This window comes from Streptomyces sp. NPDC107538, assembly GCF_055657445.1.
Genome location: NZ_JBVKAY010000009.1, coordinates 168,113 through 192,964, shown reverse-complemented (window position 1 = coordinate 192,964; position 24,852 = coordinate 168,113). Strand labels below are relative to the sequence as shown.

Annotated in this window: 22 protein-coding genes and 2 pseudogenes; 9 read left to right on the top strand and 15 right to left on the bottom strand. The window is 71.5% G+C overall.

The window, feature by feature from the left end; genetic code table 11:
* Positions 1-12 precede the first annotated feature (12 nt).
* Both ACZ7MG_RS29965 and ACZ7MG_RS29960 read right to left on the bottom strand, forming a co-directional pair.
* The gene (locus ACZ7MG_RS29965; protein WP_471392996.1) at positions 13-1,023 is read right to left on the bottom strand and encodes a hypothetical protein; all 1,011 of its coding nucleotides are present in this window, start codon (positions 1,021-1,023) and stop codon (positions 13-15) included.
* Positions 1,024-1,128: 105 nt separating this feature from the next.
* Entirely contained in the window at positions 1,129-1,809 is a 681-nt protein-coding gene (locus tag ACZ7MG_RS29960; RefSeq protein ID WP_471392999.1) for a hypothetical protein, read from the bottom strand.
* An 82-nt stretch (positions 1,810-1,891) separates the two neighbouring features.
* Here ACZ7MG_RS29960 and ACZ7MG_RS29955 point away from each other — a divergent pair, with 82 nt between their 5' ends.
* Entirely contained in the window at positions 1,892-2,263 is a 372-nt protein-coding gene (locus ACZ7MG_RS29955) for a hypothetical protein (protein WP_471393002.1), read from the top strand.
* Positions 2,264-2,534: 271 nt separating this feature from the next.
* On the opposite strand, the gene ACZ7MG_RS29950 is transcribed toward ACZ7MG_RS29955, so the two are convergent.
* The 8 genes from ACZ7MG_RS29950 to ACZ7MG_RS29915 form a co-directional block, all read right to left on the bottom strand.
* Positions 2,535-2,924 carry a hypothetical protein gene (locus ACZ7MG_RS29950; RefSeq protein WP_471393005.1) on the bottom strand — a complete coding sequence of 130 codons (390 nt, stop codon included), beginning with the start codon at positions 2,922-2,924 and terminating at the stop codon, positions 2,535-2,537.
* A 139-nt stretch (positions 2,925-3,063) separates the two neighbouring features.
* A complete protein-coding gene (locus ACZ7MG_RS29945; protein ID WP_471393007.1) occupies positions 3,064-3,714 on the bottom strand; it encodes a hypothetical protein in 651 nt (216 codons plus the stop codon).
* 21 nt (positions 3,715-3,735) lie between these two features.
* Positions 3,736-4,122, bottom strand: a complete 387-nt coding sequence (locus ACZ7MG_RS29940; protein WP_471393009.1) for a hypothetical protein — start codon at positions 4,120-4,122, stop codon at positions 3,736-3,738.
* 65 nt (positions 4,123-4,187) lie between these two features.
* The gene (locus tag ACZ7MG_RS29935) at positions 4,188-4,475 is read right to left on the bottom strand and encodes a hypothetical protein (RefSeq protein ID WP_471393012.1); all 288 of its coding nucleotides are present in this window, start codon (positions 4,473-4,475) and stop codon (positions 4,188-4,190) included.
* A gap of 101 nt (positions 4,476-4,576) precedes the next feature.
* Positions 4,577-5,155, bottom strand: a complete 579-nt coding sequence (locus ACZ7MG_RS29930; RefSeq protein ID WP_471393015.1) for a phage tail tube protein — start codon at positions 5,153-5,155, stop codon at positions 4,577-4,579.
* Between the two features lie 189 nt (positions 5,156-5,344).
* The gene (locus ACZ7MG_RS29925) at positions 5,345-5,752 is read right to left on the bottom strand and encodes a hypothetical protein (protein ID WP_471393017.1); all 408 of its coding nucleotides are present in this window, start codon (positions 5,750-5,752) and stop codon (positions 5,345-5,347) included.
* A gap of 219 nt (positions 5,753-5,971) precedes the next feature.
* On the bottom strand, positions 5,972-6,217 hold the full coding sequence (locus ACZ7MG_RS29920) for a hypothetical protein (protein WP_471393019.1): 246 nt from the start codon (positions 6,215-6,217) through the stop codon (positions 5,972-5,974).
* Complete coding sequence (locus ACZ7MG_RS29915) at positions 6,217-7,011, bottom strand: hypothetical protein (protein WP_471393022.1); 795 nt, start codon at positions 7,009-7,011, stop codon at positions 6,217-6,219. The genes ACZ7MG_RS29920 and ACZ7MG_RS29915 overlap by 1 nt, the downstream gene beginning before the upstream one ends.
* A 357-nt stretch (positions 7,012-7,368) precedes the next feature.
* On the opposite strand from ACZ7MG_RS29915, the gene ACZ7MG_RS29910 reads away from it, so the two are divergent.
* Complete coding sequence (locus ACZ7MG_RS29910) at positions 7,369-7,833, top strand: helix-turn-helix domain-containing protein (RefSeq protein ID WP_471393024.1); 465 nt, start codon at positions 7,369-7,371, stop codon at positions 7,831-7,833.
* Positions 7,834-7,917: 84 nt separating this feature from the next.
* Here the strand turns inward: ACZ7MG_RS29910 and ACZ7MG_RS29905 are convergent, their stop codons facing one another.
* Positions 7,918-8,682: an SDR family oxidoreductase gene (locus tag ACZ7MG_RS29905; protein WP_471393026.1), complete on the bottom strand. Its 765-nt coding sequence runs from the start codon at positions 8,680-8,682 to the stop codon at positions 7,918-7,920.
* Positions 8,683-8,907: 225 nt separating this feature from the next.
* On the opposite strand from ACZ7MG_RS29905, the gene ACZ7MG_RS29900 reads away from it, so the two are divergent.
* Positions 8,908-9,630, top strand: coding sequence for an HAD family phosphatase (locus ACZ7MG_RS29900; RefSeq protein WP_471393027.1), 723 nt, complete (start codon positions 8,908-8,910; stop codon positions 9,628-9,630).
* A 309-nt stretch (positions 9,631-9,939) separates the two neighbouring features.
* Positions 9,940-10,587 carry a ScbR family autoregulator-binding transcription factor gene (locus tag ACZ7MG_RS29895; RefSeq protein WP_471393029.1) on the top strand — a complete coding sequence of 216 codons (648 nt, stop codon included), beginning with the start codon at positions 9,940-9,942 and terminating at the stop codon, positions 10,585-10,587.
* Between the two features lie 182 nt (positions 10,588-10,769).
* Here the strand turns inward: ACZ7MG_RS29895 and ACZ7MG_RS29890 are convergent, their stop codons facing one another.
* The 4 genes and pseudogenes from ACZ7MG_RS29890 to ACZ7MG_RS29875 all read right to left on the bottom strand — a co-directional run bounded on the left by ACZ7MG_RS29890 (position 10,770) and on the right by ACZ7MG_RS29875 (position 13,503).
* Positions 10,770-11,762, bottom strand: coding sequence for a ScbA/BarX family gamma-butyrolactone biosynthesis protein (locus ACZ7MG_RS29890; RefSeq protein WP_471393032.1), 993 nt, complete (start codon positions 11,760-11,762; stop codon positions 10,770-10,772).
* Positions 11,763-12,260: 498 nt separating this feature from the next.
* A pseudogene (locus tag ACZ7MG_RS29885) lies at positions 12,261-12,463 on the bottom strand (hypothetical protein); the annotation flags it as partial.
* 34 nt (positions 12,464-12,497) lie between these two features.
* A complete protein-coding gene (locus ACZ7MG_RS29880) occupies positions 12,498-13,133 on the bottom strand; it encodes a TetR family transcriptional regulator (RefSeq protein ID WP_471393034.1) in 636 nt (211 codons plus the stop codon).
* A 181-nt stretch (positions 13,134-13,314) separates the two neighbouring features.
* Complete coding sequence (locus tag ACZ7MG_RS29875; RefSeq protein ID WP_471393036.1) at positions 13,315-13,503, bottom strand: hypothetical protein; 189 nt, start codon at positions 13,501-13,503, stop codon at positions 13,315-13,317.
* Between the two features lie 622 nt (positions 13,504-14,125).
* On the opposite strand from ACZ7MG_RS29875, the gene ACZ7MG_RS29870 reads away from it, so the two are divergent.
* The 5 genes and pseudogenes from ACZ7MG_RS29870 to ACZ7MG_RS29850 form a co-directional block, all read left to right on the top strand.
* Positions 14,126-15,193: a ParB/RepB/Spo0J family partition protein gene (locus ACZ7MG_RS29870; protein ID WP_471393038.1), complete on the top strand. Its 1,068-nt coding sequence runs from the start codon at positions 14,126-14,128 to the stop codon at positions 15,191-15,193.
* Positions 15,194-15,324: 131 nt separating this feature from the next.
* Complete coding sequence (locus ACZ7MG_RS29865) at positions 15,325-16,134, top strand: thioesterase II family protein (protein ID WP_471393041.1); 810 nt, start codon at positions 15,325-15,327, stop codon at positions 16,132-16,134.
* Positions 16,131-20,210 carry an SDR family NAD(P)-dependent oxidoreductase gene (locus ACZ7MG_RS29860; RefSeq protein ID WP_471393043.1) on the top strand — a complete coding sequence of 1,360 codons (4,080 nt, stop codon included), beginning with the start codon at positions 16,131-16,133 and terminating at the stop codon, positions 20,208-20,210. Before ACZ7MG_RS29865 ends, ACZ7MG_RS29860 begins: the two co-directional genes overlap by 4 nt.
* A 161-nt stretch (positions 20,211-20,371) precedes the next feature.
* Entirely contained in the window at positions 20,372-21,157 is a 786-nt protein-coding gene (locus ACZ7MG_RS29855) for a hypothetical protein (RefSeq protein WP_471393045.1), read from the top strand.
* A 97-nt stretch (positions 21,158-21,254) separates the two neighbouring features.
* A pseudogene (locus tag ACZ7MG_RS29850) lies at positions 21,255-24,851 on the top strand (amino acid adenylation domain-containing protein); the annotation flags it as partial.
* Between the last annotated feature and the right edge of the window lies 1 nt (position 24,852).

Below are 24,852 nucleotides of genomic sequence, written 5' to 3'. Positions count from 1 at the left end.
GGGGAGGCGGCGTTACCGCCGGGCGAGCTGCCGCTGGCCGAGGAACACCGCGCGGGCGATCTCCTGGGAGTCGACCTGGATGACGACGGGCCGGTCGGCGAGCCGCTCCACGGCGGAGGCGAGGGTGCGCAGGCCCCCGCCGGAGCCGAGCATCCGCTCCAGCTTGGACAGCGGGATCACCGCCTCGTGCTCCCCGGCCTCACCGAGCAGCGCGAGCGTGCCGCCGGAACGGGCCTGCACGATGCCGCCCTTGGCGAGCTGCGGGACGGGGAGCGTCGGCAGGTTGAACTGGAACCCCTTGCCACCGATCACCGGCACCCAGTCCGGCACCTTGATCTTGACCCGGTTCAGTGAGCCGATCAGCGCGTTCAGCCCCCGGATCAGCATCCGCGACGGCAGCATGAACCCGTTGACGACGCCCTTGAACAGCGGCCCGAGCATCTTCGCGGCGGACGAGGAGGCGCTCTTGATGGCACTCCAGGCTGCGACGAGCCCGCGCTTCACCAGGGCGGCGACCTTGTCCATGTTGACGAACTGGGCGATGAGCGGCCCGAGCAGGGTCATGATCAGCCCGAACGGGCTCGCCGCCATGGCCAGGTTCAGCCCCTTCTGAGCGAGCGAGGCCCCCTTCAGCCCCTTGCCCAGACTCCCCATCGACTTCCCGCCCTTGTCGGCGTTCTTCCCTGCCCTGCCGACGGACTTCTCGACGGCGTCGGCCTGCTTCTTGACGCCCTGGAGCGCCGTCTTGGTGCTGTTGGCCGAGGACTTGAGCTTGTCGAGGGAGGACTTGAACTTGTCAGTCCCGCCCTTGGCCTTGCCGACCCCGGTGTTGAGCCCGCCGGCCTCGGACCTGAGCTTGCCGAGATTGCCGCCGCTCTGGGAGGCGGAGGTCCTGAGCTTGCCGAAGGAGGTGTTCAGTTGATCCGAACCGGTCTTGACCTTGGTCAGCGACGGGGAGATCTGCCCCGCCGCCGTCTTCATCCTGTCCACGGAGGTGGACGTGGTGCCGGTCGCCTGCCGCATGCTGTTCAGACTTCCGGAAGTCTGGGAAAGGGCGGAGCGAAATCTGCCGATTCCGGCGGTCGCCTGGTCCAGAGAACTCTTGAGACTCATGGCTCTGCTTCCTTTCTACTCGGCGGATGACGCCGCATGTGCTGCGGCGGCCAGTGCTTCCTCGAAATTTCGAAGTTTCTCCACGGCCGCGTCGAACTGCTTGTCCGGCTTCACCCGCGCGATGTCGCTCGTCAGGGTCTCGACCCGCCGGGTCAGCGTTCCCACCTGACCCCGGAGGCGCGTGTAGTTCGTCTGCGCCTTCTCGTACGCGGTCTCGGCACTGCGGAGATCGTTTCCGCTGCGGGCCTGCGCCTGGATCCGGGCGGCCGGATCCTGGATACTCCTCGCGGACGCGAGTCGCTGCCTGGCTCCTTGCAGGCCGGCAAGCTTCCTGTCCTGCTCCTCCTTGGCCAGTTCGAACTTGGTGACCACCTTGTGGAACTCCCGGTTGGTCCGGTCGAGCTTGGTCTGGAAGTGCTTGACGTCGTCGGCGTACTTGGTCGCGTAGATCTGCCGGCCGCGCCAGCTCACTCCCTTCTCGTCGACCTTGAACAGGGTGTAGTCGAACTTGATGGCGGCGGCTCCGGCCGAGAAAAGCGCGAGACCGGCGATCTCGGCCTTGAGGACGGTGAGGTCTCCCTTGATGGCGGCCACCGTGCTCGAAAACCCGTAGGCTTTCTCCTGCGCCCTCTTGTAGTCGTTCTTCTCGGCCCATGTGAAAGCGTCCACCAAGGACGCGTCCCAGCCAGTTGCCATGGCTTTCTCCTCTCGGTGCGTATATCTTCTGCGGTGTCCACGACGGTTTTCGCTGCGGGGCGGATGCGACTACGAAAGCGGGATGGAATTCATGGTCGAGAGCGAGGGCTCCTGGTACGTCCTGATCGAAGAGGGCGGGCTCGACAGCGGTTTGGCGGCCACCTATGTGCAGCATGTGGAAGGCGGCGTCGACCAGGCCAGGGAGAAAGCTCTGGAATTGACCAGAGAACACCTGACGCAAGGCCGTTTCGGAGATCTCCGGCGAACCGTCTTCCGGGTGGACGAGAACACTTTTATGGTGGTTCTGGGTGAAAGGTGGCGAGCCGAGGGTTTCCGCGTCACGGTCGCCGAACTTATTCATATGCAGGAGGCGCAGGCCCGGCCGGAGGACGCCGTCGGTGATTCCCCGGAAAAGGGGGGCGTGCTGCGGAGAGCCTTCCGCAGGGACAAGTAGGAACCGGATTCCCTCTTGCGGTGAAATGTTCCCTCTTCGCAAGTTTCATGCGTGACGGACACAGCCTCGTCGAGAAGAGCGCTCGATCGAAGTCGCCGACCATCCCGAAGCTCGAACGTGGATCATCCCGGCGGCCGGACCGCCGGGATTTTTTTGACCATGGACACGTGTGCCCGCCGTCGGACCGTGGACGCGTGTACGTCCTTGTCCCGCGGCGGGCCGGTGGTGCGCGAGCTGTCTCCTACGGGCCGTCGTCCTACAGGTCTTCGTTCTACAGGTCGTCGTCCGAGGGGTGGGGGCGGGCGGACGGCGGGTGCGGATGCGGGTGCGCGACCGGCGGAGGTGTTTGCTGGGGGAACGGGAGGATCTTGCCGCCGGGGTCGCGGCGGGGAGACGAGGGCTGCCCCTGCGCCTGCCCCTGCCCCTGGCTCTGACTGCGCAGGGCGGCCGCGGACCGGCGCCGCTGCTCCTCGTGTTCGCCGCGGTCCCGCCAGCCCTGTCCGTACGCCTTGAACTCGCGCTTCTCGATCTCGGTGCGGGTGGTGACGACCAGGTCTGCCGGGACGGCCCGCTGCATGCGTACGGCGAGGACCTGCCTCAGTTCGGCCTCGGCCCTGTCCAGATCGACGCCGCCCCACGCCTCGCCCTCGTTGTTCGTCACTCGGCCCCCACTCCCGCAGATTTCACACATGTGCTTCGAACATATGCTCGATTGCACCTCGCAGGATACCCGAAGTGCCTGTGGTGGCCAGGGCAAAACGGAGGCGGTTCCCGGCCACCTCACGCACTCCGGCCATGGCTCACGCGACCTCGTACGAGCCTCCGACGCGGATGACGTTGCCGTTCGCCCAGGCCGCGCCGAACAGTCCGCCGCCGCCGAGCTGGCCGAGGTGCGAGGTCGACGTCGAGGCCGGACCCCACAGCGTGTACGTCGTCGCGTTGCTGCTCGCGGTCGGCTGGCAGCTCACCACCGCGCGCCCGTTGGGGCTGGTCGCCACCCCGAGGTGCTGGGGCAGTCCGCCGAGGGACCCGGTCTGGACCGGGTAGGAGAGGTAGTAGCTGCCGCTGCCGTACGTCGTGGTCGAGCCGAACTGCATCAGCAGCGTGAAGTGGCAGGTCTTGCCCACGATGGCGTACTTGCCGGTCAGGCTGCCGTTGCCGATCGCCGGGTTGGTCGTCTCGGCCGTCCAGACCGGGGTGTACGTGTTCCAGGCTCCCATCGCCACCCACGCCGAGCCCGTGTAGTAGCTGAGCGTGCCGGGTGCCGAGAGCCAGGCGACCATGCCGGCCACCGGAGTGGTGACCGCCGCGTCCCGTTCGGTGGCGTTCGCGTACCGCAGGACGGTACGGCCGTCGACGCCCTCGGCGAGGCCCTGGAGATGCAGTGGAAGGTTGGCGATGTCGGTGGGCTGCGGATACGGCAGCCCACCGAGGGGCGTGTGGAGGGTCATGGGACGGGATCACTCCTCAACTCAGCGGAAGAACTGGACGAGTTCGATCGCCGACGGGTTCCGTACGGGCCCGGCGACCGGGGCCGGGGCCGAGGCCGGGGCTGGAGACGGTGGTGGCGGTGGCGGGGCCCCGTCGGCCGGTGGCTCCGGGTCTCCCGACAGTGGGCGCGGCACCGGCGTCGGATAGTCCAGCGGGTCCGCGTCCTCGTCCCGGTTCACCGTGGCGAACATCCAGTTCGCCTCCGCGAGCTGGTCGACGACGGAGGCCAGCAGATGGTCGGCGACGGACCAGTCGGCGGCCTCGCCATGGAGTTCCCGAAGGGTCGCGCTGTCGCGTGGCAGATGCTTGACCAGCACCGCGAGCCGGCGGGAGGAGAGCCGGCCGCGGTGCCAGTCGAGCAGGTCCACGCCGTAGTGGCGGAGCAGGTCCGCTTCGAGGGCCTCGGCGTGTTCGTCGACGAACTCGCCGAGGCTCAGCCTTCCCCCAGGCCGAGCCCGGTCTCCTTGCCGTACGCCTCCATGATCGCGGCGATGTCCTGCATGGTGACGTCGAGGCGGTCGAAGCGCTCGTACTGGGCGTCGCCCAGCAGTGCGCGCAGCAGACCGTCCACGTCGTTGTCGTCGAGGTCGCGCAGGGTGCGCGCGGTCTTGCGGATCAGCTCGGTGGGGAGCGTGAACGTGTCCCCCTCGACGGTGAAGGACCAGGCGCGGCCGAGCGCCTCCTGCCGCTGCGCACGGGCGGCGCCGACGTCGAATGCCATGGAGCTACTCCTCAGGTCGTGGTGAAGAAGGGTGTGCGAGAGGTACCGGGCGGGGCCGGGGGAGGGGGAGGTCCCGGCCCCGCCCGGTGGGGGAGGGTGGATCAGGAGGCCGTGCCGTACGACGGGTCCTTCATCAGGAAGGTGGCCAGCGGCTTGGTGTTGTCGACGGCCAGCGCGGTGAAGGTGACACCGAGCTTGATGGAGGCCGTACGGGTCAGCGACAGCTCCTCGGTCTCGGTGACCTGGCCGCGCGAGACGACGAAGCGGTACGTGATGTCCGTACCGTCGCTGAACTCGATGCCCATCGCCTTCTCGTTGAACTTCGGGTCGGCGGCCAGCTCGTACTTGTAGACGCCGGAGCCGGTGGTGGTCTCCGCGACGGCGTCACCGCCCATGAAGAACGGCAGGGTGTCCTCGTTGAGCTGGAGCAGCTGGAACTTCACCGTCAGGTCACGGTCCGAGTAGATGAACCGGGCCGGGGAGACGGACTGCCAGGTCTCGACCGGGTCGAGCTTGTCCTTCTTGGCCAGCTTGATGCCGTCCTGCGAGGTGAAGCCGAGGTCCTTCCAGCCGGACCCCCACGCGGAGGTGACATCGGTCGGCGCGGTCGTCCCGACCGGCGCGACCAGAATCCGCCCGGTCCCGGCGACACGGATCTCGTTGGCGTTGCTGCCTGCCATGCGTAACTCCTTGAGAGAGGTGAGATGAAGCGCCCCGAAGGGGGCGCGGGGCTGTGTTTGATATGCGGCTCCGCCGCGTGGGCGCGATCAGCCACATCGGACCCGCACACGCGAACCGACCTGACGGACCGAGCTCTTGGGTGCGACGGCTCCCGAGGCGGAGCCCTACGCGGAGCCCCACGCGGAGCCTTACGCGGGACGGATGTGCAGCCGGACCGTCGCGTAGTAGCGATTGGCCGCGGCCCGGTTCCAGTCCGGCAGCCAGCGGGGCCCATCCGCCTCGACCACGTCGGAGACGCTCGCGCCGCCGTACGTCGTCCCCCGCAGCGCGAGCACCGCGGAACGAACCGTCAGGGCCAGCGTGTGCGCCGCCGTCTTGGTCGGCCCGTAGACCTCCAGGTCCACGAGCGGCTGGTCGAGATGCAGGTCGTCCACCCAGGCCCCGCCGGCGCGGGAGACCAGGACGACCTGCTGGGTGCCGTCGAACCCGCCGGGCGGCACGTTGTCCACGGTCGCGGTGGAGAGTTCGGGGCGGTCGGTCAGGAAGTCGACGACGAGTCGTTCGACATCCGGGAAGGTGACCGTCTGATCGGCCACGGTGAGACCTCCCTTCTTTGTCGGAGGTGTACGTCGTAGTGATGTGTCGGAGGAATGCGAAACGGCGGGGCCGTGTCCCTGGGGGCACAGCTCCGCCGCTGCACCAACTGTGACACGTTGCGAGCGCGCGCGCAACTACGAGTTTCGAGAGGGGTGCCGAAACGCGGATCGCCCCGCCACACCAGTGGTGTGACGGGGCGATCGGTGGACGGGAAGCATTCAGCCGCGACGCTCACGACGTTCGCGACGTTCGTTACGCCCACGCCCCCGCGTGGCCCGCTCCGCCGCGAACACGTCCTCCAGCCGGTAGAGATGGGTCCGCCCCTGCCGCCCGGCGGCCTCCAGGTGACCCAGCTGCACCCATTTCCGTACGGTCGCGGGGGCCACCCCCGCCTCGGCCGCCGCGGCGGCGCCGGTCACCAGCGTGGGGGACGAACCCGTCGGCCCCGCCAGGGAGTTGCCCATCAGGCGGCCCCCGCCTCGGCCGTACCGCCGACCCGGCCCGCATCGCGCACGCCGCCCAAGTCGTCGACCTCGTCCACGTCGTCGACCAGCGCGGCGATCTCGTCCGCGTCGGCCCCCGCGTCCGCCGCGAGCTGCGCCCAGCCGGTCTCCGTCCAGCTGTGCCGGTGGGCGGCGTTGTCCGCGCACGGGCACTCCTCGTCGGCGCACCGGCACCCGGGGTTGACGCACAGGACCGTACGCCAGGCCGGCATGGCCCGCAGCGACACCGAATCGCACCACGGGCAACGGCCGTTGACGCGAACCAGGGTCTCGGGATCGCCGAGCGTACGGCCGCAGCGGCGGGCCATCCGACGGCACTCGTCGAGGACGTGCCGGGCGAGCACCGGATGCCCGGCGACGTCGTCGAGCAGGGCGGCGATCCGGCCCAGCCGCCGCGGCACGTCCGCGCGCGGGGGCCGGCCGAGCCCGAGCCTCTCCCACACCGCCTCCTCCAGCTCGACCACCCCGTCGGTGATGTCCCGTACGGCGTCGGAGACATGGAGGCGGATCGGGGCGGCGCTCGCGCCCAGCGGGGCGAGACCGTGCTGCTCGCCGAGCAGGGCCTCGGCGCGCTCCGCGGCGTCCCGCTCGCCGAGGGCGCGGAGCGCGGCCGGGCCGAGCGGCGGGCGGGAACGGGTTCCGGCGCCCGGCCGGCCCGGGGCCAACTCCCGCAGCAGTTCGGGGAACTGGCGGCGCAGGATGTCGATCCAGCGGGCGGCGCGGGCGGTGTGCTGGGCGGCGAGGCCTGAGGACATGGTGGACACACTCCGATCTGGGGCCATCAGGAGCCCTTCGACGGCAACCAAGAGCTGGGGCGGCGGCAACTGAAGGGAAAGAAGAGTCTCCTGTTGTTGCGAGCCCGCACACAGCTTTACATGTTGCGATCCCGCGCGCAACGGAGATCGAGGATCACCTCGCCGGAGGGGAGGGGGTTGCGTCGAGAATCGGCCAAGGGCCGGTTCGAGGCGGGAGCGGGGTGAGAGCGAGGTCGGAACAAGGCCGGATTGACGAAGGGCCCTCACCGAACGTTTACTCGTGCGTGCGCGCAACTGCATAGTTCGCGTGCGCGCGACCGTTAAGGTGGGGGTGTAGCCGAGGGGAGCGTCCACGACATGAAGAGCGATGCCGAACACATCGACGAGTTCGCAGCCTGGATCGAAGGCGTGATGCGGGCGCGCGGGTACGACATCGACAGCCCGCGCGGCGGCGGCAAGACCAAGCTCGCCGAGGACGCGGGGGTGCACCGGGCGGCCATCACCCGGCTGCTGCAGCGCCAGAGCATGCCCGACCTGGAGACGATGCGGGGCCTGTCCCGGGCGCTCGGCATCCCCGTGCGGGATGTCCTGATCCGGTCGGGCAAGCTGACCGAGCAGGACCTGCCGCAGACCCCGGCGCCACCCGAGACCGGCACGGTTCCCGCCGGACACACGCTCTCCGCCGACCAGGCGGCGAGCGCGCTCGGTATCCCGGACCACCTCCGGGCGGCCTTCGTCCAGATCACCGAACAGCTCAGACTCGGCGCGACCGCCGGCCCCGCGATCCCCGAGACGGGCGCGGACGGCCAGGCGGGCACCTGAGACACCTCCGGTACGCGAGATGAGGGGCGGTGCACCGCACCGCCCCTCATTCGTGTGTCCGGGCCGGTTGCGGTGCGCGCGGGCTCACAGGCCCGTGCCGCCGGACGCGTCGATGCACTGGCCCGTGATCCAGCGGGCGTCGTCCGAGGCGAGGAAGGCGACGATGTCCGCGACGTCCGCCGGCTGTCCCATGCGGCCGAACACGGACAGCGACGCGTGGGAGGCCTCGTTCTCGGGTGTGGACCAGCGCTGCCTGTTCAGGTCCGTCTTGACGAAGCCCGGTGCCACGGAGTTCACCGTGATCTGCCGGGCCCCCAACTCCTTGGCGAGCGTGCGGGTGAGGGCGTCGAGCGCGCTCTTGGCCATGGAGTACGCGAGGGAGGACGGGAAGCTCACACGGGTGGCCGCCGAACTGATGTTGATGATGCGGCCTGCCTCCCGTAGCCGTGGCAGACCCTGCTGCACCAGGAACAGGGGTGCCTTGGCGTGTACGGCCATGAGCCGGTCGAAGTCCTCCGGGACCACGTCGGCCACGCCGCCCCGGATGTTGAAGCCCGCGTTGTTGACCAGGATGTCCAGGGCTGTCGGCTCGCCCAGTTCCTCAAGACCGGCGTCGAAGCGCTCGTAGAGCGTGCGGACGTCATGGGGCACTCCGAACGGGGCGTGCACGGGGAAGGCGCGCCCACCGGCGTCGGTGATCTGTTCGACGGTTCTTCGCGCCGAGGTCTCGTCGCTTCCGTAGTGCACGGCGACGAGCGCGCCGTCCGCGGCCAGACGGCAGGCGGTGGCCCGGCCGATGCCTCGCCCCGCACCCGTGACCAGAGCCGTTCTGCCCTTCAATGCAGCCATTGTCTCCCCCCGTGTTCCCTGTGACAGCGGTGTCTCCATCGGACTCGTCAGGAAGTTTCCCGTACGGCCTTTGCGCGCGGGGGCGGGGGCCGACGTACTCGACGAGCTTTCTCCAGCATGGTGTTGAAAAAACCGCATGACCGGTTTAATAATGAGCCAGGTGATGCTCCCGTCACCCGACATCCTCAGGCCCGCATCCGTGCGGCTCGACCCAAGGTGGTCCCAGTGGCCTTTCGGCATGTGCGTCTGATCGCGGTGAACATCGACGGGGTTCTGCTGAACGACACCTTCAGTCCGGTCTTCCACCGGATCGTGGTCGGCCGTGGCGGCGTCTACACCGCCGACCTGGAACGGACCGTGCTGTCGCAGTCGCAACTCCGGGCCGCCGCGGCGCTGGGCGGGCCCGGGGCGGTGCCCGAGGAGGTCGTGGAGGCGTACTTCCAGGAGCGGGAGGAGTACCTCCGGGAGCATCCCGTGCGGGTCCTCCCGGGGGCCGGCGGGCTGCTTGAGCGGCTGCGCGCCACCGGGGCGTCCCTGGTCTGTTATGGCGGCCTGGAGCGGGCCCACTTCGACCGGTACCTGGCCCCGTTCGCCGCGTACTTCGACGGCCCCGGGTACGTGTGCACCAACGGATTCCGTCCGGGGGTGCGGGAGATCGCCGAGGACATCTTCGGACTGCCCTGCGACGAGACGCTGTTCATCGACGACGTGGCGCGGGTGGCCGAGGTCGCCCAGACGCTGGGCGCGGCCTTCATCGGGCACCCGACCACCTACGTCCACAGCTTCCAGCGGCAGTTGATGCGCGAGGCCGGGGTACGGCACGTGGTCGGGTCGCTCGACGGGATCGACGAACGGCTGCTGAGGACCGTGGACGCCGAGGCCGCGGCCTGCCGACCCCGGCTCCCGGGCACCGGGCGTGCCGACAGCCGTGTCCCCGCGATGGCGTGACACGGCGGGGGAGCGATCGCCGACCAGGTACGGAAACCAGCACTCCGGACGCTTTTGTGCGCTTCGCGGTTTCCTCTGCCGCGGAGGGCACGTGAGGTGCCGAAAGGCACCGCTGCAACCTACTTGACCAGCATGTTTCCCCTGCCGAGGGGAGGGTTCGGGCATCAGGGGCCGTGGAGCGGGAGGCGGGAAGAATCGCCGGTAGCACTGGTGAAGACCTTGACCAATGGGTACAGTACCTTCTGGACGGTTTTTTCTTCGCTGACGCGTGTCACGCGGCGAAGCAGGCTTGAGGGAAGGGGAGATCCAGTGGCCCAGCAAGAGCGAGCGGTCAGGACGCGCCGTGCCGTGCTGGAGGCCGCCGCCACGGTCTTCGCGGATAACGGGTACACGGCGGCGACGGTCGCGGACATCCTCAAGACCGCGGGAGTGACCAAGGGCGCGCTCTACTTCCACTTCGATTCGAAGGAAGCGCTGGCGCGAGGGGTTCTGGAGGTCCAGACCGACCAGCCGCTGCCCGCACAGGAGATCAAACTCCAGGAGATGGTGGACGTCGCCATGTCGGTGGCCCACCGGCTGCGGCTCGATCCCGTTCTGCGGGCCGGGGCCCGGCTCTCCGCGGACCCCACCGGCCGCAAGCACTACGGGAGCGCCTGGCCGCTGTGGGTCGACGTGCTGACCGAGATCGTGACCCGAGCCCATGAACGCGGCGAGACCCTGTCGCACGTGGTGCCGCGCGAGGTCGCCGAAATGGTGGTCGGCTCGTTCAACGGGGTGCAGCTCTATGCCCAGTTGGAGACCGACCTGGAGGATGTCGAGTACCGCGTCTCGGTACTGCTGCAGCACCTGCTGCCCTCCATCGCCTCGCCCGCGGTGCTGATGCGTCTGGACGTCGCCGCAGACCGCGGGGAACGCCTCATCCGTGAAGCGGCGGCCCTCGTGCCCACCTCGGTCTGACGCGCCCGACAGCGGCCCGGCTCACCTGGGCTGCTGTCGGTCAGGGCGTCCCCACCCTCATCCGGCCCCGTGCCACGGGGCCGGATGAGGGTGGTCGGCTGCCGGTATCCGCAGTAGTCGTAGGTCACTGCTGCCGACGGTGGGGTCAAGGTGCCGCCCGAAGACGGGGAGCGGCCGACCGTTCAGGCCGAGGCCGGTGCCACGGTCACGGCGGAGGTGAAGACGATCTTGCCGTTCTGGCGGCCGGTCACGAGCACGCGCTCCGCGCCGTCCGGGTGCCGCGGAAGGGAACACGCCTCGATCAGGCAGGGGGCGTCGAGTTCCGCGTAGCAGAGGAACTCGGTGGTGATGCCGACCGGCAGGCAGGCGCGTCCCAGGAACGCCGACGTGGCCTGGCGGGCGGCTTCCAGCAGCGCCATGCCCGGTACGTGGTCGACGGGGTGGTCGAAGAGCACCGGATGCCGGGTGTCCACTCGCAACTGCCAGCAGCCCGGCTCCGGCACCGGGGACAGGACGACATCCGTGGGTGAGAGCCGGCCGACGGTCTGCGGTGCCGTCGGGCTCGTCAGCGCGAGAGGAGTGGGGACACCGTCCTTGATCCTGGCGGCACGAAGGCGCCGGTAGACGGCCGGAGACGTACAGGTGAAGGTGGCGGACCCGGTCGCGGCCACCTGCCCGTCACGGTGGATCACGGCCGTGAAGTGAAGCCCCGAAAGATTCGAGCCCCGGCGCTTGATGTCCGTGCAGGCGATCGCGATGTCGAGAGAGGCCGGTGTGGCCTCGACGCGCAGGTGCTCGGGTGTGACGTCGACTTCGAGGTCCCACATCAGGAAGTGGTGGTCGATGGGGACGTCGAACTCCGCGTGCGCCAGCAGGATCCCGGTCTGACGGACCGTTTCCGCTATGAGAAGCGGGTCGTGGCAGTCGTCGATGGTGTCGAAGAAGCCGTGCCGGCGGGGCCACTGTGCGGCCACGGTGAAATGAGTGTCGTCCTTGCGGTCCCAGTCCGTGAGCATCACCTCGGCGACGCTGGCACGGTGCACCAGTTCCTTGGGAACGGTGCTGGTCAGGGACGGGAAACGGGGCAGGGCGATACGTGCCGTCGTCGCGTTGCCCTGTTCGGTGGATCGAGCGTCGGTGATGGGATGTTCGACGCGGAAGGTGCTCGCAGACATGTCTCTCCCCCTGAGCCAAGAAGCGTGACGTCGATGTGTAGGGTCCCTCAGATCTGTGAAGATACATACCACCCGGTTTAATTCCTAGCGGTATGTTTCATTCCGGCCGGACGGGCCGGCGAACGGCTGGTTTCCCGTCTGCGGCACTCCGGTCCCTCTGGTCGCAGGTGGGCGGCTGACCTGGGGCTCCTCCCTGGGACGCGGGTGGGTCCAGGGGTGCCTGTGGTGCTGCGGAACGTGCGTTTTCAGCCGTGCGGCGGGTCTGCTCCGTCCAGTACGCGGTCATGCGAGCGAAGAGGAACGACCTGGCCGCTCTATGCGGCGGTGTTGGTGACGCTGCGGCGGAGCGGCCGAGGTGAGGGGCGGTCGGTGCTGATGCGCCCGCCGAGTGGGCGCCCCCAGCCCCCGTAAACCACGCGCATGGTTTGTTTTGCTTCACGGGTTCGGGGGCGTCGACCATGACCATCTTGATGACGCCGGTCGTGGCCGGCGCGTGCCCGATGTTCGACTTCCGCGGGCGAGGGCCCGGCGGATGACCCGCTGCTGGGAGGGGCCGTTGGGGGCGGTCAGGCCGTTGAGCGCGCCGTCCTGGTTGACGGCCGAGCCGCGGACCGCGGCGAGCACGGGGTGGCCGTCGCGGCGCGCGTCGGACGGTTCTGCAGGAGGACCACGGCGACGCCCTCGGGCCGGGCGGTGCCGTCGGGCCGGGCGGTGCCGTCGGTGGCGGCCGAGAAGTCAGAACCCTTGATCCCGGCCGCTCCCCGGCACGAACCCGGCCGGGCTGAAGTGGTGCCGCGCGGCGCTGCCCACGATGCGGGGCAGCAGCAGTGCCCAGAACCGCGTCAGCACGACCCGCTCCAGCCAGCGGACGTCGCTCTCTCCCCGGGCCTGCAGGCCGGCCCCCACGGCAACCACGACGGCCGCCAACTCCTCGGGCGAGGCGTCGGACACCAGGGCCCCCTCGCCGTCCGCCCGCGCGAGCGTGGCCTCGACCCAGCGCTGCCAGTTACCCCACAGGTCCGGCGCCGCCGCGGAGTGCTCGCCGCGGCCGCTGAGCCGGAAGCCGACCCGCAGCACCACGTTGCGCCCGAGCTCCTGCACGAGGTCGTGGCTGGCGTCGATGAGTGCCTGCACGGTGTGGAGGTCGCGCGGGCGCGTGATGCGGCGCAGCTGCGCCTCCGCCTGGACGACGACTGTGTCCAGGAGCGCCGTCCTGTTGGGGAAGTGGAAGTGCAACGCCCCGTTGCTGACACCGGCCTTGGCGCTGATGGCGGCCAGCGAGACCGAGGCCGGGCCTTCCTGGTCCAGCAGTTCGGCCGCAGCCTTGATGAGGGCGTTGCGCGTACGGATCGCGCGTTCCTGCGTGGCCATGGGCTCCGTCACTCTCCGGGTTACCATCGAAGAACCAGGCTAACAAACCGACGATGCGGTTTTCAGGTGCGCGGGGCCTGTGCGCGGTAATCGGCTGGGAACGGACGTCTGTCGCGTACCCGGATCCGACCCGTACACGCACAAGGGGCTTGCCTGCGGGGAAAGGGGTGCACGGCAGTGCTCAGGCTCGGCGCGGCACGGGCACGGGCACGGCGGTGGCGGTGGCGGCGGAGGCGGGCGCGGGAACGGACGGCCGCGGGCGCCTCAGCAGCCCCGCCCCGGGGGTGTCGGCGCGGGAAGTCCTGTTGTCGGCGAGCAGCCCCGCCCGCGCCGCCTCCGTGAGGAGCCAGTGCGCGCGCGGGCCCACCACTCCCGGCCCGGATCCATGTCCGGATGCGAGAGGCGGGCCTCGTCGTCGGCCGGCCGCGAGTCGGCCCGGGCCACCATGTGGCGTAACCGCTCCGCCCGGGCCGCCATGTGGCGTAACCGCTCCGCCCGGGCCGCCATGTGGCGTAACCGCTCCGCCAGTCATGGTGTGACCGGGCGGCCAGGGCGTGCGAGGTGTCCGTCAGGCGTTGCAGGGGATCGGCGTCAGGGCGTCGGGCCGCCGTGCGGGCAGGGCGGCGCAGACTCTCGGGGCCGCCGGTCCGGGGCCGGTGCGGCGGCGGTATTGCAAACCGCTAGAGCGGTATGTTTGCCTGGAGCGAAGTTGACCGGGCGAGAGTGAGCCCCCGAGAGGGGAACGTCCCGTTTCTCGACAAAATGGACTCCCGCAGCCGTGCCTACATCCCCCGGGGCACGGTTGCGGGCTGTTTTATGTGCGTTGGTCGGAATTTTCGATGGCGTCGGGCTGTCGGGCCCTGTTGCGGAAAACCGGCCAACGGACGGGGTGAAAAAACCCGCACGCCTGGTATGTTTCTGGCACGGTTGAGAGGGCCACGGGGGAAAGCAGAGCTGTGGCCCGCCCGTAACGGGGAGGAGCGATCAACGTCATGAACGTCTCAGGCGCTCACGCCGAGTCCACTGACCACCGGGAAGGGCCCAGGCCGGGCCTGCGCCTGGCCGTCGCGGGCGGCACCGCGGGCGAGGAGGGGCGGGCGCGGCGGACCGCGGTGGTGGACATCGACTCGCTCCGCGCGTCCGACTCACCGCGTCTCGGCGGCGAGAACCGTGACCATGTGCGGATGCTCGCCGAGCAGGAGGACGCGCTGCCGCCGGTCCTGGTGCACCACCCGACGATGCGGGTCATCGACGGTATGCACCGGCTCGCCGCGGCCCGGCTGCGCGGGGCCACCACCATCGAGGTCGAGTACTTCGACGGCGACGAGGGCGAGGTCTTCGCCCTCTCCGTCGAACTGAACATCGCGCACGGCCTCCCGCTCTCCCAGGCCGACCGCGCCGCCGCCGCCGAACGCATCCTCGACAGCCACCCCTACTGGTCCGACCGCCGCATCGCCACCAACGCGGGGCTCGCGCCCAGCACGGTCGCGGCGATCCGACGCCGTTCAACGAGCCGAAGCGACCAGTTGAACGCGCCCCGGGTCGGCCGGGACGGCCGGGTACGGCCGTTGCAGGCGACCGAGGGGCGGCTGCGGGCCAGCCAGGTCATCGCCGCGAACCCCACCGCGTCGCTCCGGGAGATCGCCGAGCGGGCCGGAATCGCCACCGCCACGGCGAAGGACGTACGGGACCGGCTGCGCCGGGGGCAGGACCCGCTGCCGCAGGCGCAGCCGGCCAAGCGGGCCGCTCCACCGGCCGCCGCACAGGAGGAGCCGGGGAAGGGCGCCGCCGCCGCAGGCGGCCGGAGCACCGCGCACATGTCGGCGGCGGCGATCGGGCTGATCCTGCCGAACCTGCGGAAGGACCCCTCGCTGCGCACGGAGGCGGGGCGGATGCTGCTGCAGATGCTCAGCGTGCACGCGATCGGGGACGAGGCGCGGTGGCGGCGGTTGGCACGGAGTGTGCCGGGGCATCGGGCGCCGGTGCTGGCGCAGGCGGCGCGGCGTTGTGCGGACCATTGGCTGCGGCTCGCCAATGAGCTGGAAATGCGACGGGGCTGAATTTCTTTTCGCCGGGCCGCCATGTGGGTTCCTTTCAGGACGGCGGCTGCGGGTTTGTTTGTGGATGGTCGCGCAGTTCACCGCGCCCCTTTGGGGCGCGTCTACCGAAGCTTTTCCTACGGAGGAGACCCATGAGTCAGCACAGTCCCGATCTCAATGTCGAGACTCCTTGGATATGGCGGGCCCGGCGGCCCCGGGCGCGGCGGCGGCTGATCTGTTTTCCGCATGCGGGGGCCGGGGCGGGGGCCTATGGGGAGTGGGCGCGGCTGCTGCCGGCGGAGGTCGAGCTGGCGGCCGTGCAGTTGCCGGGGCGGCAGAACCGGATCGCCGAGGACCCGGTGACCGAGGTGGGGCCGCTGGTGAGGGTGCTGACGCAGGCGCTGCGGCCGGTGCTCGACGGCGACTTCGCCTTCTTCGGGCACTCGGGCGGCGCGGCCCTCGCGTACGAGGTCGCCAAGGCCCTGCGGGAGCGGGGCGGCCCCGCGCCCAGTCATCTCTTCCTGTCCGCGCAGCCCGCGCCCGGCACCGTCGGCCGCGTCCCGCTGATGCACACGCTCTCCGACGCGGAACTCGGTGCCGAAGTCGTACGGCTGGGCGGGATCGAGCCCGAGATCGCCGAGGACGAGGAGGTCATGGAGGGGCTGCTGCCGACGCTCCGGGCCGACTTCACCCTCTGGGAACGGCACCGGGTGGAGGCGGGGGAGCCGCTGGACACCCCCATCACCGTGCTCAGCGGCGACGCGGACCCGCGGGCGCCCAAGGACACGCTCTACGGGTGGGCCGCGCACACCACCGGCGCCTTCCACACCCGGTTCTACCCGGGCGGCCACTTCTACTTCCTCGCCGACCCGGCCGACCTGGTCTCCTACCTGGGCCACGCCCTCACCGGCCACGCCGGCGCGTCCGAGCCGGCGCCCGAACTCGCGGGGAGCGCGCGATGACCTTCACACCCGACCACAGGCCCGACCGCACTCCCGACCGCACGCCCGAGTCCGCAGGCGACTCCACGCCTGACGCCACACCCGAGTTCACGCCCGGCCTCGACCCCGCCGTAGCCGCCCGCCTCGCCGCCGCGACCCGGGCGATACCCGGGGTGCGCGATGCCGCCGTCGTCGTACGGCAGGGGGCCCGCACCCTCGACGGCGACGGGACCGGTGACGGGACCGGCGACGGGAACGGTGAGGGACCCGGTACGCCGGCGGCACCCGTCGAAGCGCCCGCCGCCGACCTCGCATCCGCACCCGCCTCCGCCGCCTCCTCCTCTTCCTCCAATCCGTCCGCCGGACCGTCCGCCGACCGTCCCTCCTCCGAGACCTTCGGGGGCGAGCTGCTCGTCCCGGCCGGTGCGCCCATGACGCTCCAGGAGGGGCTGCGGCAGGCCGCCGCACTCGCCCCGGAGAAGGGGACGCGGTACCTGCGCACAGGCAGCGACCCGGACCTCCAGACGTACGCGGAGCTGCTCGCGGACGCCGAGCGTGTCCTCGCCGGACTGCGGGCCGCGGGGCTCGCGCCCGGGGACGCGGCGCTCTTCCAGTTCGGGGACCACCGCGCGTACATGACCGCGTTCTGGGCCTGTGTGCTGGGCGGCTTCGTGCCGACGCCGGTGGCCGTGGCGACGACGTACGGCAGTCACAACGAGACCAACCGCAAGCTGCGCAACGCGTGGGAGCTGCTCGACCGGCCGGTGATCCTCACCGACCGGGAGACCGCGCCGGCGCTCGGCGGGCCGCACGGGCTGGACGGGCTGTGGGAGGAGCCGGACCCCGCTGTCCTCAGGATCCTCCGGGTCGACGAACTGATCGCGCACGAGCGGGACTCCGACTGGTTCCCGACCACCCCGGACTCGCCGGTGATCAACCTCCTCACCTCGGGCAGCACCGGTGTCCCGAAGTGCGTGCAGCACACCAACGCCTCCGTCGCCGCGCGGGAGTGGGCGGTGATCCAGGCGCGCGGCTACACCGCCGAGGACGTCAGCCTCATCTGGATGCCGCTCGACCACGTCACGATGGTCTACTACAACGTCCGCGACGTGTTCCTGCGCTGCGACCACGTCAACGGGCGCATCGACGACGTGCTCGGCGACCCGCTGCTCTGGCTGGACTGGATCGAGCGGTACGGCGTGACCAACACCTGGGCGCCGAACTTCGCGTACAACCTGGTCAACGAGTGCGCCGAGGAGATCGGCCGACGGAGCTGGGACCTGTCCCGGATGCGGGAGTTCGTCAACGCGGGCGAGCCCGTGGTCGCCGCCGCCAGCCACCGCTTCCTGGAACTGCTCGCCCCGCACGGGCTGCGGGCGGACGCGATGGTGCCGTGCTGGGGGATGTCGGAGACCTGCTCGGGGGTGACGTACACCCGGCAGAGCAGGGACGACCGTGAGCTGGGGACGGTCGTGGTGGCGCAGGCGTCCCTCGAAGGGGAGCTGGTCTACCAAACGTTTGGCCAACAAAGTGTCGCCACCGTCGCGTTCACCGAGGTCGGCGGCCCCATCCCCGGCGTCACCCTGCGCGTCGTCGACGCCGAGGGGCGGACGCTGCCGCAGGACCGGGTCGGGGAGCTGCAGATCCGTGGCGTGACGATGCTGCGGCACTACCACGGCAACGCCGAGGCCAACCGGGAGGCGTTCACCGAGGACGGCTGGTTCCGCACCGGTGACCTCGCCTTCGTGCGGGACGGGTCCCTGGTGATCGCCGGGCGGAAGAAGGACCAGATCATCGTGCGCGGCGCCAACTTCGTCGCGCACGAACTGGAGAGCGTCGTCGAGCAGGTCGAGGGCGTACGCGTCACGTTCTCGGCGGCGGCCGGGGTGCGCGAGCCGGGCGAGGGATCCGACCGGCTGGTCATCTTCTTCGTACCGGCGCGCTGGGACGCCGACGCGCTCGCGCGGACCTTCCAGGACGTACGGGCCGCGCTGGTCCGGGAGGCGGGGATCGCCCCGGACCTGGTCGTGCCGGTCACCGACGCCGAGTTCCCGAAGACGGCCAGCGGGAAGATCCAGCGGGCCGCGCTCGTCGCCGACCTGCGGGCCGGCCGGTACGCCGACCGCGTCGCCGGCGACGAGGAAGAGGAGGCGGAGGAGTCCGGGACCTGGTTCTTCCGGCGGCAGTGGTCGCGGCTGCCCGCCGCGCAGACCCCGGCCGACAGCGGGTCCTCCCGGCTGGTGTTCTCCGCCGACTGCGGTACGCGCGTGGTCTTCGCCGAGGAGGGCCGACTGGCCGTGCTCGGGCTCGACGACGAGGGCGCGGTGCTCGTCGGCAAGGGCCGCTCCTTCGCCGAGGTCGACCTCGACCGCTACCGGGTCGCGCCCGGCGACCCCGAGGACCTGCGGCGGGTCCTGACCGATGTCACCGCGCACTACGGGCCCATCGACTCGGTGGTGTTCGCCTGGCCGCTGGACGACGAGGACCCCGACCCGGCCCGCCGGTTCACCGCGGCCAGTGTCCAGCTCACCGCTCTGATGGGTGCGCTGGACGAGTTCGGCGCCCCGCTGCTGCTCGTCCTCACCGAGGGCGCGGCCCATGTCCGGCCCGGCGACCGCGTCGACCTCGGTGTGTGCGGCCTGCCGGGACTGATCCGTACGGCCGCCGCCGAGAACCCGCTGATCACCGTGCGCCAGCTCGATCTGCCCGCCGACCGGGCGCAGTGGGCGCGTGCCGTGCGCACCGAACTCGCCGACCCCACCCACACCGGAGTGGTCGCGGCCCGGGACGGGCTGCGCTGGCAGCCGAGGCTGCGCCCGGTCCACGAGGAGACCGAGGAGCAGGGGCCGCCGCCGCTGGTGGCGGGCGGGCTGTACCTGGTCACCGGCGGTCTCGGCGGTATCGCGAGCGACCTCGCCGGATATCTGCTGGCCGCGTACGGCGCCCGGCTGCTGCTGGTGGGCCGCTCGCCCGCCGAGGGTGCCAGGGCGGCCCGGCTGAAGGACCTCACCGACCTCGGCGAGGTCACCTACCGGCAGGCCGACATCACCGACCGGGCGCAGCTGGAGGCGGTCGTGGCCGCCGCCGAGCAGCGCTGGGGGCGGCCGCTGGACGGGGTTCTGCATCTGGCCGCCGCCGATGTCTCCGACCAGTGGGAGAACCTCGAACGGCACACGCTGGCCCGGGAGTCCGAGGACGGGTTCCGCGCGCAGTACGCGGCCAAGGTCGAGGGCACCCTCGCGCTCGCCGACGTCCTGGAGCGCCGGCCCGCCGCCTCGCTGGTGCTGTTCGGGTCGGTCAACGGCGAGTTCGGCGGCCACTCCTTCGGCGCCTACTCCGCCGCCAACACCTTCCTCGTGGGCTTCGCCGACCACTGGCACCACGAGCGCGGGCGGGAGGTGCGCGCTCTGGCCTGGAGCATGTGGGACGACATCGGCATGAGCCGGGGCCGGTCCACGGCACCGGCCCGGCTGCGCGGCTTCCGGGCGATCGACGCCGAGCGGGGTCTGCGCTGCTTCCTCACGGCCACGGCGCTGCCGTACCACTACCAGCTCATCGGCCTCGACGCCCGGAACCCGGTCGTCGTGGACGAACTGGCGCCGGACGAGCTGAGCGTGCGCGAGGTGCTGGTGGCCTACACCTCGGACGGCGCCGACCCGGCCGCCGTGCACGCGGCGCTCGCCCCCGCCCTGGCCGAACTCGCGGTCCCGGTACGGCTGATGGAGGTCACCCGTATCCCCAAGGACGGCACCGGGGCCATCGACACGACCCAGCTGCTGCTCGACATGGCGCCGCGCCGGGCCGCCCTCGGCGCCCGGCGGCCCACCCCGCCGGAAGGGGAGCTGGAGCGACGGATCGCCGCGATCTGGTGCGACGTCCTCGGCCAGCAGGACGTCGGCCGCGACGAGTCCTTCTTCGACCTCGGCGGCAACTCCCTACGCGCCACCCGGCTGCTGTCCCGGGTCGGCACCGAACTCGCCGTCCGGCTCAGCACGCACGAGCTGTACGAGAGCCCCACGGTTGAGGGGATGGCGACGAAGGTGACGGCGGCGACGGCGACCACGGGGGCTACGGCAGCCACGGGGGCCGGCCGGTGACCCGGCCCGGCACCGCCCCCGCGCCGGTGCCCCCGCCCAGGTCGGCCCCGTCCAGGTCCGCCGCGTCGGCCCCGGCCCCGCCTCCCACCCTGCTCACCGCCCCCGCTACCGGGCCGCTGCAGCTTGTGGTGCATCTGGCCGGGTGGGTTGATCCGGTGCGGATGCGTGGGGCCGTGAAGGCGCTGCTCGACCGGGGCGGGCGCAAGCCGCTCTGGCGGGAGCTGGACCTCGGGGTTCTGACGGTCGGTGAGCGCACCGAGGCCCTGGATGCCCTGCTGGATGCGGACCGTCGGAGCTTCGGCGCCCCCGGTCCGGCGGTGCGGGCCGCGCTCGTCCGGCTGGCCTGGGAACGGCATCTGCTGGTCTTCACCGCCCGGCATCCGCACCTCGACGAGGACACCCTGCGCTCGCTGCTGCGGGACCTGCTGCGCTCCTACGCGGGCGCGGGCACCGTCCGCGCCCGTGGCGGGGGCCCGCCGGTGGAGGAGGCCGCGGTGCCGCTGACCACGGCGGACGCCGCACGGCTCACCCTGCGCGCGCTCGGACTCGGCGTGGACCTGGAGACGGTCGTGCGCGGAGCCTGGACGGTGGTCCTCGCCGGCGCGGCCGGCCGCCGGGAGACGGTCCTCGGTCTGCCCGGCCTCGGTACGCCGGGCCCGGGCCCCGGCGGACGGGTCACGGTGACCGGGGCCCGGGCCGTCCAGCACGGACAGCCGCCGCTGACGCTCGCCCTGCGCGCCGACCCGGGCCCCCTGGAACTGCGGGTGCGCGGCCGGCGGGGACTGTTCGGCCCCGGGGCGACACAGGACACGGCGGAGCGGCTGGCCGGTGTACTGCGGCGGATCGCGATGGATTCCGGCGCGAACTCCGCAGTGAGTTCAGGGGTGACTTCCGGGGCGACTTCCGGGGGGAATTCCGGAGCGGCCATTGTTGGGAAAAGCCGGTGACCTTAGAGTCGTTGTCGAATTGCTTTTCTAATTCTTCCCTTTCGTTCGTGAAAACGCCGGACGATATCCAGCGAGAGAAGAGGTGTTGAAATTGACGGAGTTCACGCTCGTCGCGCCCATCGAGGAGCAGGTCCGGCGCACTCCGGACGCGACGGCCCTGGTCTTCGGCACCGAGACACTGACGTACGCCGAGTTCAACGCCCGCGCCAACCGGCTGGCCCACCATTTGACCGCGCTCGGCGTCCGCCCCGGCTCCCCGGTCGCCGTGGCCGTACCGCGCTCCCTGGAGCTGCTGGTCACCCTGGTCGCCGTGGTGAAGGCGGGCGGCGCCTATCTGCCGCTGGACCCCGACTACCCGGCCGACCGGCTCGCCTACATGCTGGAGCACACGGGCCCGGCCTGTGTGGTCGCGGACACCGCCGGCCGGGTCCCGGTGCCGGCGGGCGTCCCGGTCGTCGTGCTCGACGAGGACGGGCCCGCCGTCGAGGCCCGCCCGGCCACCGACCCGGAGCCCCCGGTCACCCCCGGGCACCCGGCGTACATCATCTTCACCTCGGGCTCCACCGGCCGCCCCAAGGGCGTCGTCGTCCCGCACTCGGCGATCGACAACCGGCTGCGGTGGATGCAGGCGGAGTACCCGCTCACCGCCGCCGACCGGGTGCTGCAGAAGACCCCGTCCGGGTTCGACGTGTCCGTGTGGGAGTTCTTCTGGGCGCTGCGCGAGGGCGCGGCGATCGTCGTCGCGGAGCCCGGCGGCCACCAGGACCCGGCGTATCTGGCCCGGACGATCCGCGAACAGGCCGTGACCACCTGCCACTTCGTGCCCTCGATGCTCCAGGTGTTCCTCGCCGAGCCGCAGGCCGCCGGCGCAACCGGCCTGCGCCGGGTGTTCTGCTCCGGCGAGGCCCTGCCGCGCGAGGCGGTACGGGAGTTCGGGCGGCTGCTGCCGGGCGTGGAGCTGCACAACCTGTACGGCCCGACCGAGGCCGCCGTCGACGTGACGTACCACCCCTGCGACACCGGCGCCGACGGTCCCGTACCGATCGGGAAGGCCGTGTGGAACACCCGGCTGTACGTCCTCGACGCCGAGCTGCGGCCCGTCCCGGCCGGCGAGTCCGGGGAGCTGTACCTCGCGGGCGTCCAGCTGGCCACCGCCTACCTGGGGCGGCCGGAGATCACCGCCGACCGGTTCCTGGCCGACCCGTTCGGGCCGGCGGGGGAGCGGATGTACCGCACCGGCGACCTCGCGCGGTGGACGGCGGACGGCGAGGTCGAGTACCTCGGCCGCACCGACCACCAGATCAAGCTGCGCGGGCTGCGCATCGAGCTGGGCGAGATCGAGTCCGTGCTGCTGGCCCACCCGGCCGTACGGCAGGTCGCGGTCGTCGCCCACGAGGGCCGCCACCTGGTCGCCTACCTGGTGGCGGACGGGGTCGAGGCCGCCGAGCTGCGGGCCTCGGCCGCCGGGCGGCTGCCCGGGTTCATGGTCCCGGCGGCCTTCGTGTTCCTGGACGCGCTGCCGCTGTCGCCCAACGGCAAGCTCGACCGCAAGGCGCTGCCCGCGCCCGTCTTCGACGGCGGGGAGTACCGGGAGCCGCAGGGCGAGCGGGAGTCGATCCTCGCCGAGGTGTACGCCGAAGTGCTGGGCCTGGACCGGGTCGGCGCCGACGACGACTTCCTCACCGTCGGCGGTGACTCGCTCCGCTCGCTCAAGGTGATCGCGCTGGCCCGCGCCCGCGGCCTGGAGATCACCCAGCGGCAGGTGCTCACCCACCGCACCGTGGCCCGGCTCGCCCCGCACGCCGGCACCGCCGCGCCCACACCGTCGTACGAGGAGTACGAGGAGGTGTCGGGGCCGCTGGTGTCGCTGAACGACGAGGACCTGGCGGCCTTCCGCGAACGCCACCCGGGCCTGTCGGACGTCTGGCCGCTGACGCCGATGCAGTCCGGAATGCTGTTCGAGTCGATGCTCAGCGACGGCGACGGCGACGGCGACAGCGACAGCGACGGCCACAGCGGCAGCGGCAGCGGCAAAGGCAACGGCAAAGGCAACGGCCACGACACCTACCGCATGCAGTCGGTGTTCACCTTCGCCGGCCGCGTCGAGCCCGCCCGGATGCGGGCCGCCGGACAGGCCCTGCTCGACCGGCACTCCGCGCTGCGGGCGGCCTTCGCCCCCGACGCGTCCGGCGATCTGGTCCAGCTGGTGGTGGACGGCGTCGAACTCCCCTGGCGGGAGCTGGACTTCAGGACCCTGGTGCCCGAGGACCGGGACACGGCCCTGGAACGTCTCCTCGCCGAGGACCGGGCCGAGCCCTTCGACCTCGCCGTCCCGCCGCTGCTGCGGATGACGCTCGTCCGGCTGGGCGCCGAGCAGGCCGCGGTCGTCCTCACCCTGCACCACGCCCTGCTCGACGGCTGGTCCGAGCCGGTCCTCGCCCAGGACCTGCTCCGCCTGTACGCGACCGGGGGCGACCCCGCGGCCGTCCCGCCGGTCCGCGGTTTCCGCGACCATCTCGCCTGGCTGGCCCGGCAGGACGAGCCGGGCGCGGCCCGTGCCTGGGCCGCCGAACTGGCCGGTGTGGACCGGCCCACCCTGCTCGGCGGCTCGGCGTTGGCCCGCGAGGAGCTGTCCGGCTCCGAGGCCGCCACGGCGGAGGTGCCGCTCACCGGCGAGGACGCCGAGCGGCTCGTACGGCGGGCCGCCGGCCTGGGCGTCACCCTCGGCACGCTCGTCCAGGGCGCCTGGGCCGTCACCCTCGGCCGGCTCACCGGACGCGACGACGTGCTGTTCGGCGCCACCGTCTCCGGCCGGCCGCCGGGGCTGCCCGGGGTCGAGTCGATGGTCGGGCTGTTCATCAACACCCTGCCGGTACGCGTGCGGTACACCCCCGAGGACGGTCTCGGCACCCTGCTGGCGGGCCTCCAGGAACGGCAGACCGCGCTGCTCGACCACCACCACCAGTCCCTGAGCGGTCTGTACGAGGCCACCGGACTGGGCGCCCTCTTCGACACCCTCCTCGTCCACCAGGCGTTCCCGGTCGACGAGTCCGGCCTCGCCGAGGCCTCCGCCGCCGCCCGCCTCACCCTCACCGGGACGCGCTCGCTCGGCGGCTCCAACTACCCGCTGACGCTGATCGCCGAGGGAGGGACAGGGGCCCGGCTGCGCCTGACGTTCCAGTACCTGCCGGCCGTCTTCGACGAGGACACCGCCGGCCGGATCGCCACCGGCCTGGGCACGGTACTGCGGGCCCTGGCCGACGACCCGGCCCGTCCGGTGGGCTCGCTGGACCTGGGCGCACCGATCGTCGCCGACGAGGCAGCCGGCGCGCCGGAGCCGGTGGCACCCACCGGACAGGCGTCCACCAAGGACACGGCCCCCCTCACCCCCCAACAGCAGTCCCTGTGCGCCCTGTTCGGGGACGTCCTCGGCGTCGAGCCCGACCGGATCGGCGTCCACGACAACTTCTTCAACCTGGGCGTGACCTCGCTGCTGGCCACCCGGCTCAAGAGCCGGATCCGCAAGCAGCTCGGCGCCGAGGTCTCCATCAAGACGATCTTCTCCAGCCCGACGGTCGCCCAGCTCGCCGACCATCTCGCCGCCGCCCCCGCGTCACCCGGATCCGCCGGATCTCCCGGATCCCCCGCGTCCAGCCCGAGCAGGCCCCGTCTGCGCAGAATGAACAAGGAGTAGT

Coding starts and splice junctions, on each gene's coding strand:
- ACZ7MG_RS29965 (WP_471392996.1), bottom strand. CDS start 1,023: ATGCGGCAGGCGACCGGCACCACGTCCACCTCCGTGGACAGGATGAAG.
- ACZ7MG_RS29960 (WP_471392999.1), bottom strand. CDS start 1,809: ATGGCAACTGGCTGGGACGCGTCCTTGGTGGACGCTTTCACATGGGCC.
- ACZ7MG_RS29955 (WP_471393002.1), top strand. CDS start 1,892: ATGGAATTCATGGTCGAGAGCGAGGGCTCCTGGTACGTCCTGATCGAA.
- ACZ7MG_RS29945 (WP_471393007.1), bottom strand. CDS start 3,714: ATGACCCTCCACACGCCCCTCGGTGGGCTGCCGTATCCGCAGCCCACC.
- ACZ7MG_RS29935 (WP_471393012.1), bottom strand. CDS start 4,475: ATGGCATTCGACGTCGGCGCCGCCCGTGCGCAGCGGCAGGAGGCGCTC.
- ACZ7MG_RS29930 (WP_471393015.1), bottom strand. CDS start 5,155: ATGGCAGGCAGCAACGCCAACGAGATCCGTGTCGCCGGGACCGGGCGG.
- ACZ7MG_RS29920 (WP_471393019.1), bottom strand. CDS start 6,217: ATGGGCAACTCCCTGGCGGGGCCGACGGGTTCGTCCCCCACGCTGGTG.
- ACZ7MG_RS29915 (WP_471393022.1), bottom strand. CDS start 7,011: ATGTCCTCAGGCCTCGCCGCCCAGCACACCGCCCGCGCCGCCCGCTGG.
- ACZ7MG_RS29910 (WP_471393024.1), top strand. CDS start 7,369: ATGAAGAGCGATGCCGAACACATCGACGAGTTCGCAGCCTGGATCGAA.
- ACZ7MG_RS29905 (WP_471393026.1), bottom strand. CDS start 8,682: ATGGCTGCATTGAAGGGCAGAACGGCTCTGGTCACGGGTGCGGGGCGA.
- ACZ7MG_RS29890 (WP_471393032.1), bottom strand. CDS start 11,762: ATGTCTGCGAGCACCTTCCGCGTCGAACATCCCATCACCGACGCTCGA.
- ACZ7MG_RS29880 (WP_471393034.1), bottom strand. CDS start 13,133: ATGGCCACGCAGGAACGCGCGATCCGTACGCGCAACGCCCTCATCAAG.
- ACZ7MG_RS29870 (WP_471393038.1), top strand. CDS start 14,126: ATGAACGTCTCAGGCGCTCACGCCGAGTCCACTGACCACCGGGAAGGG.
- ACZ7MG_RS29865 (WP_471393041.1), top strand. CDS start 15,325: ATGAGTCAGCACAGTCCCGATCTCAATGTCGAGACTCCTTGGATATGG.
- ACZ7MG_RS29860 (WP_471393043.1), top strand. CDS start 16,131: ATGACCTTCACACCCGACCACAGGCCCGACCGCACTCCCGACCGCACG.
- ACZ7MG_RS29855 (WP_471393045.1), top strand. CDS start 20,372: ATGCGTGGGGCCGTGAAGGCGCTGCTCGACCGGGGCGGGCGCAAGCCG.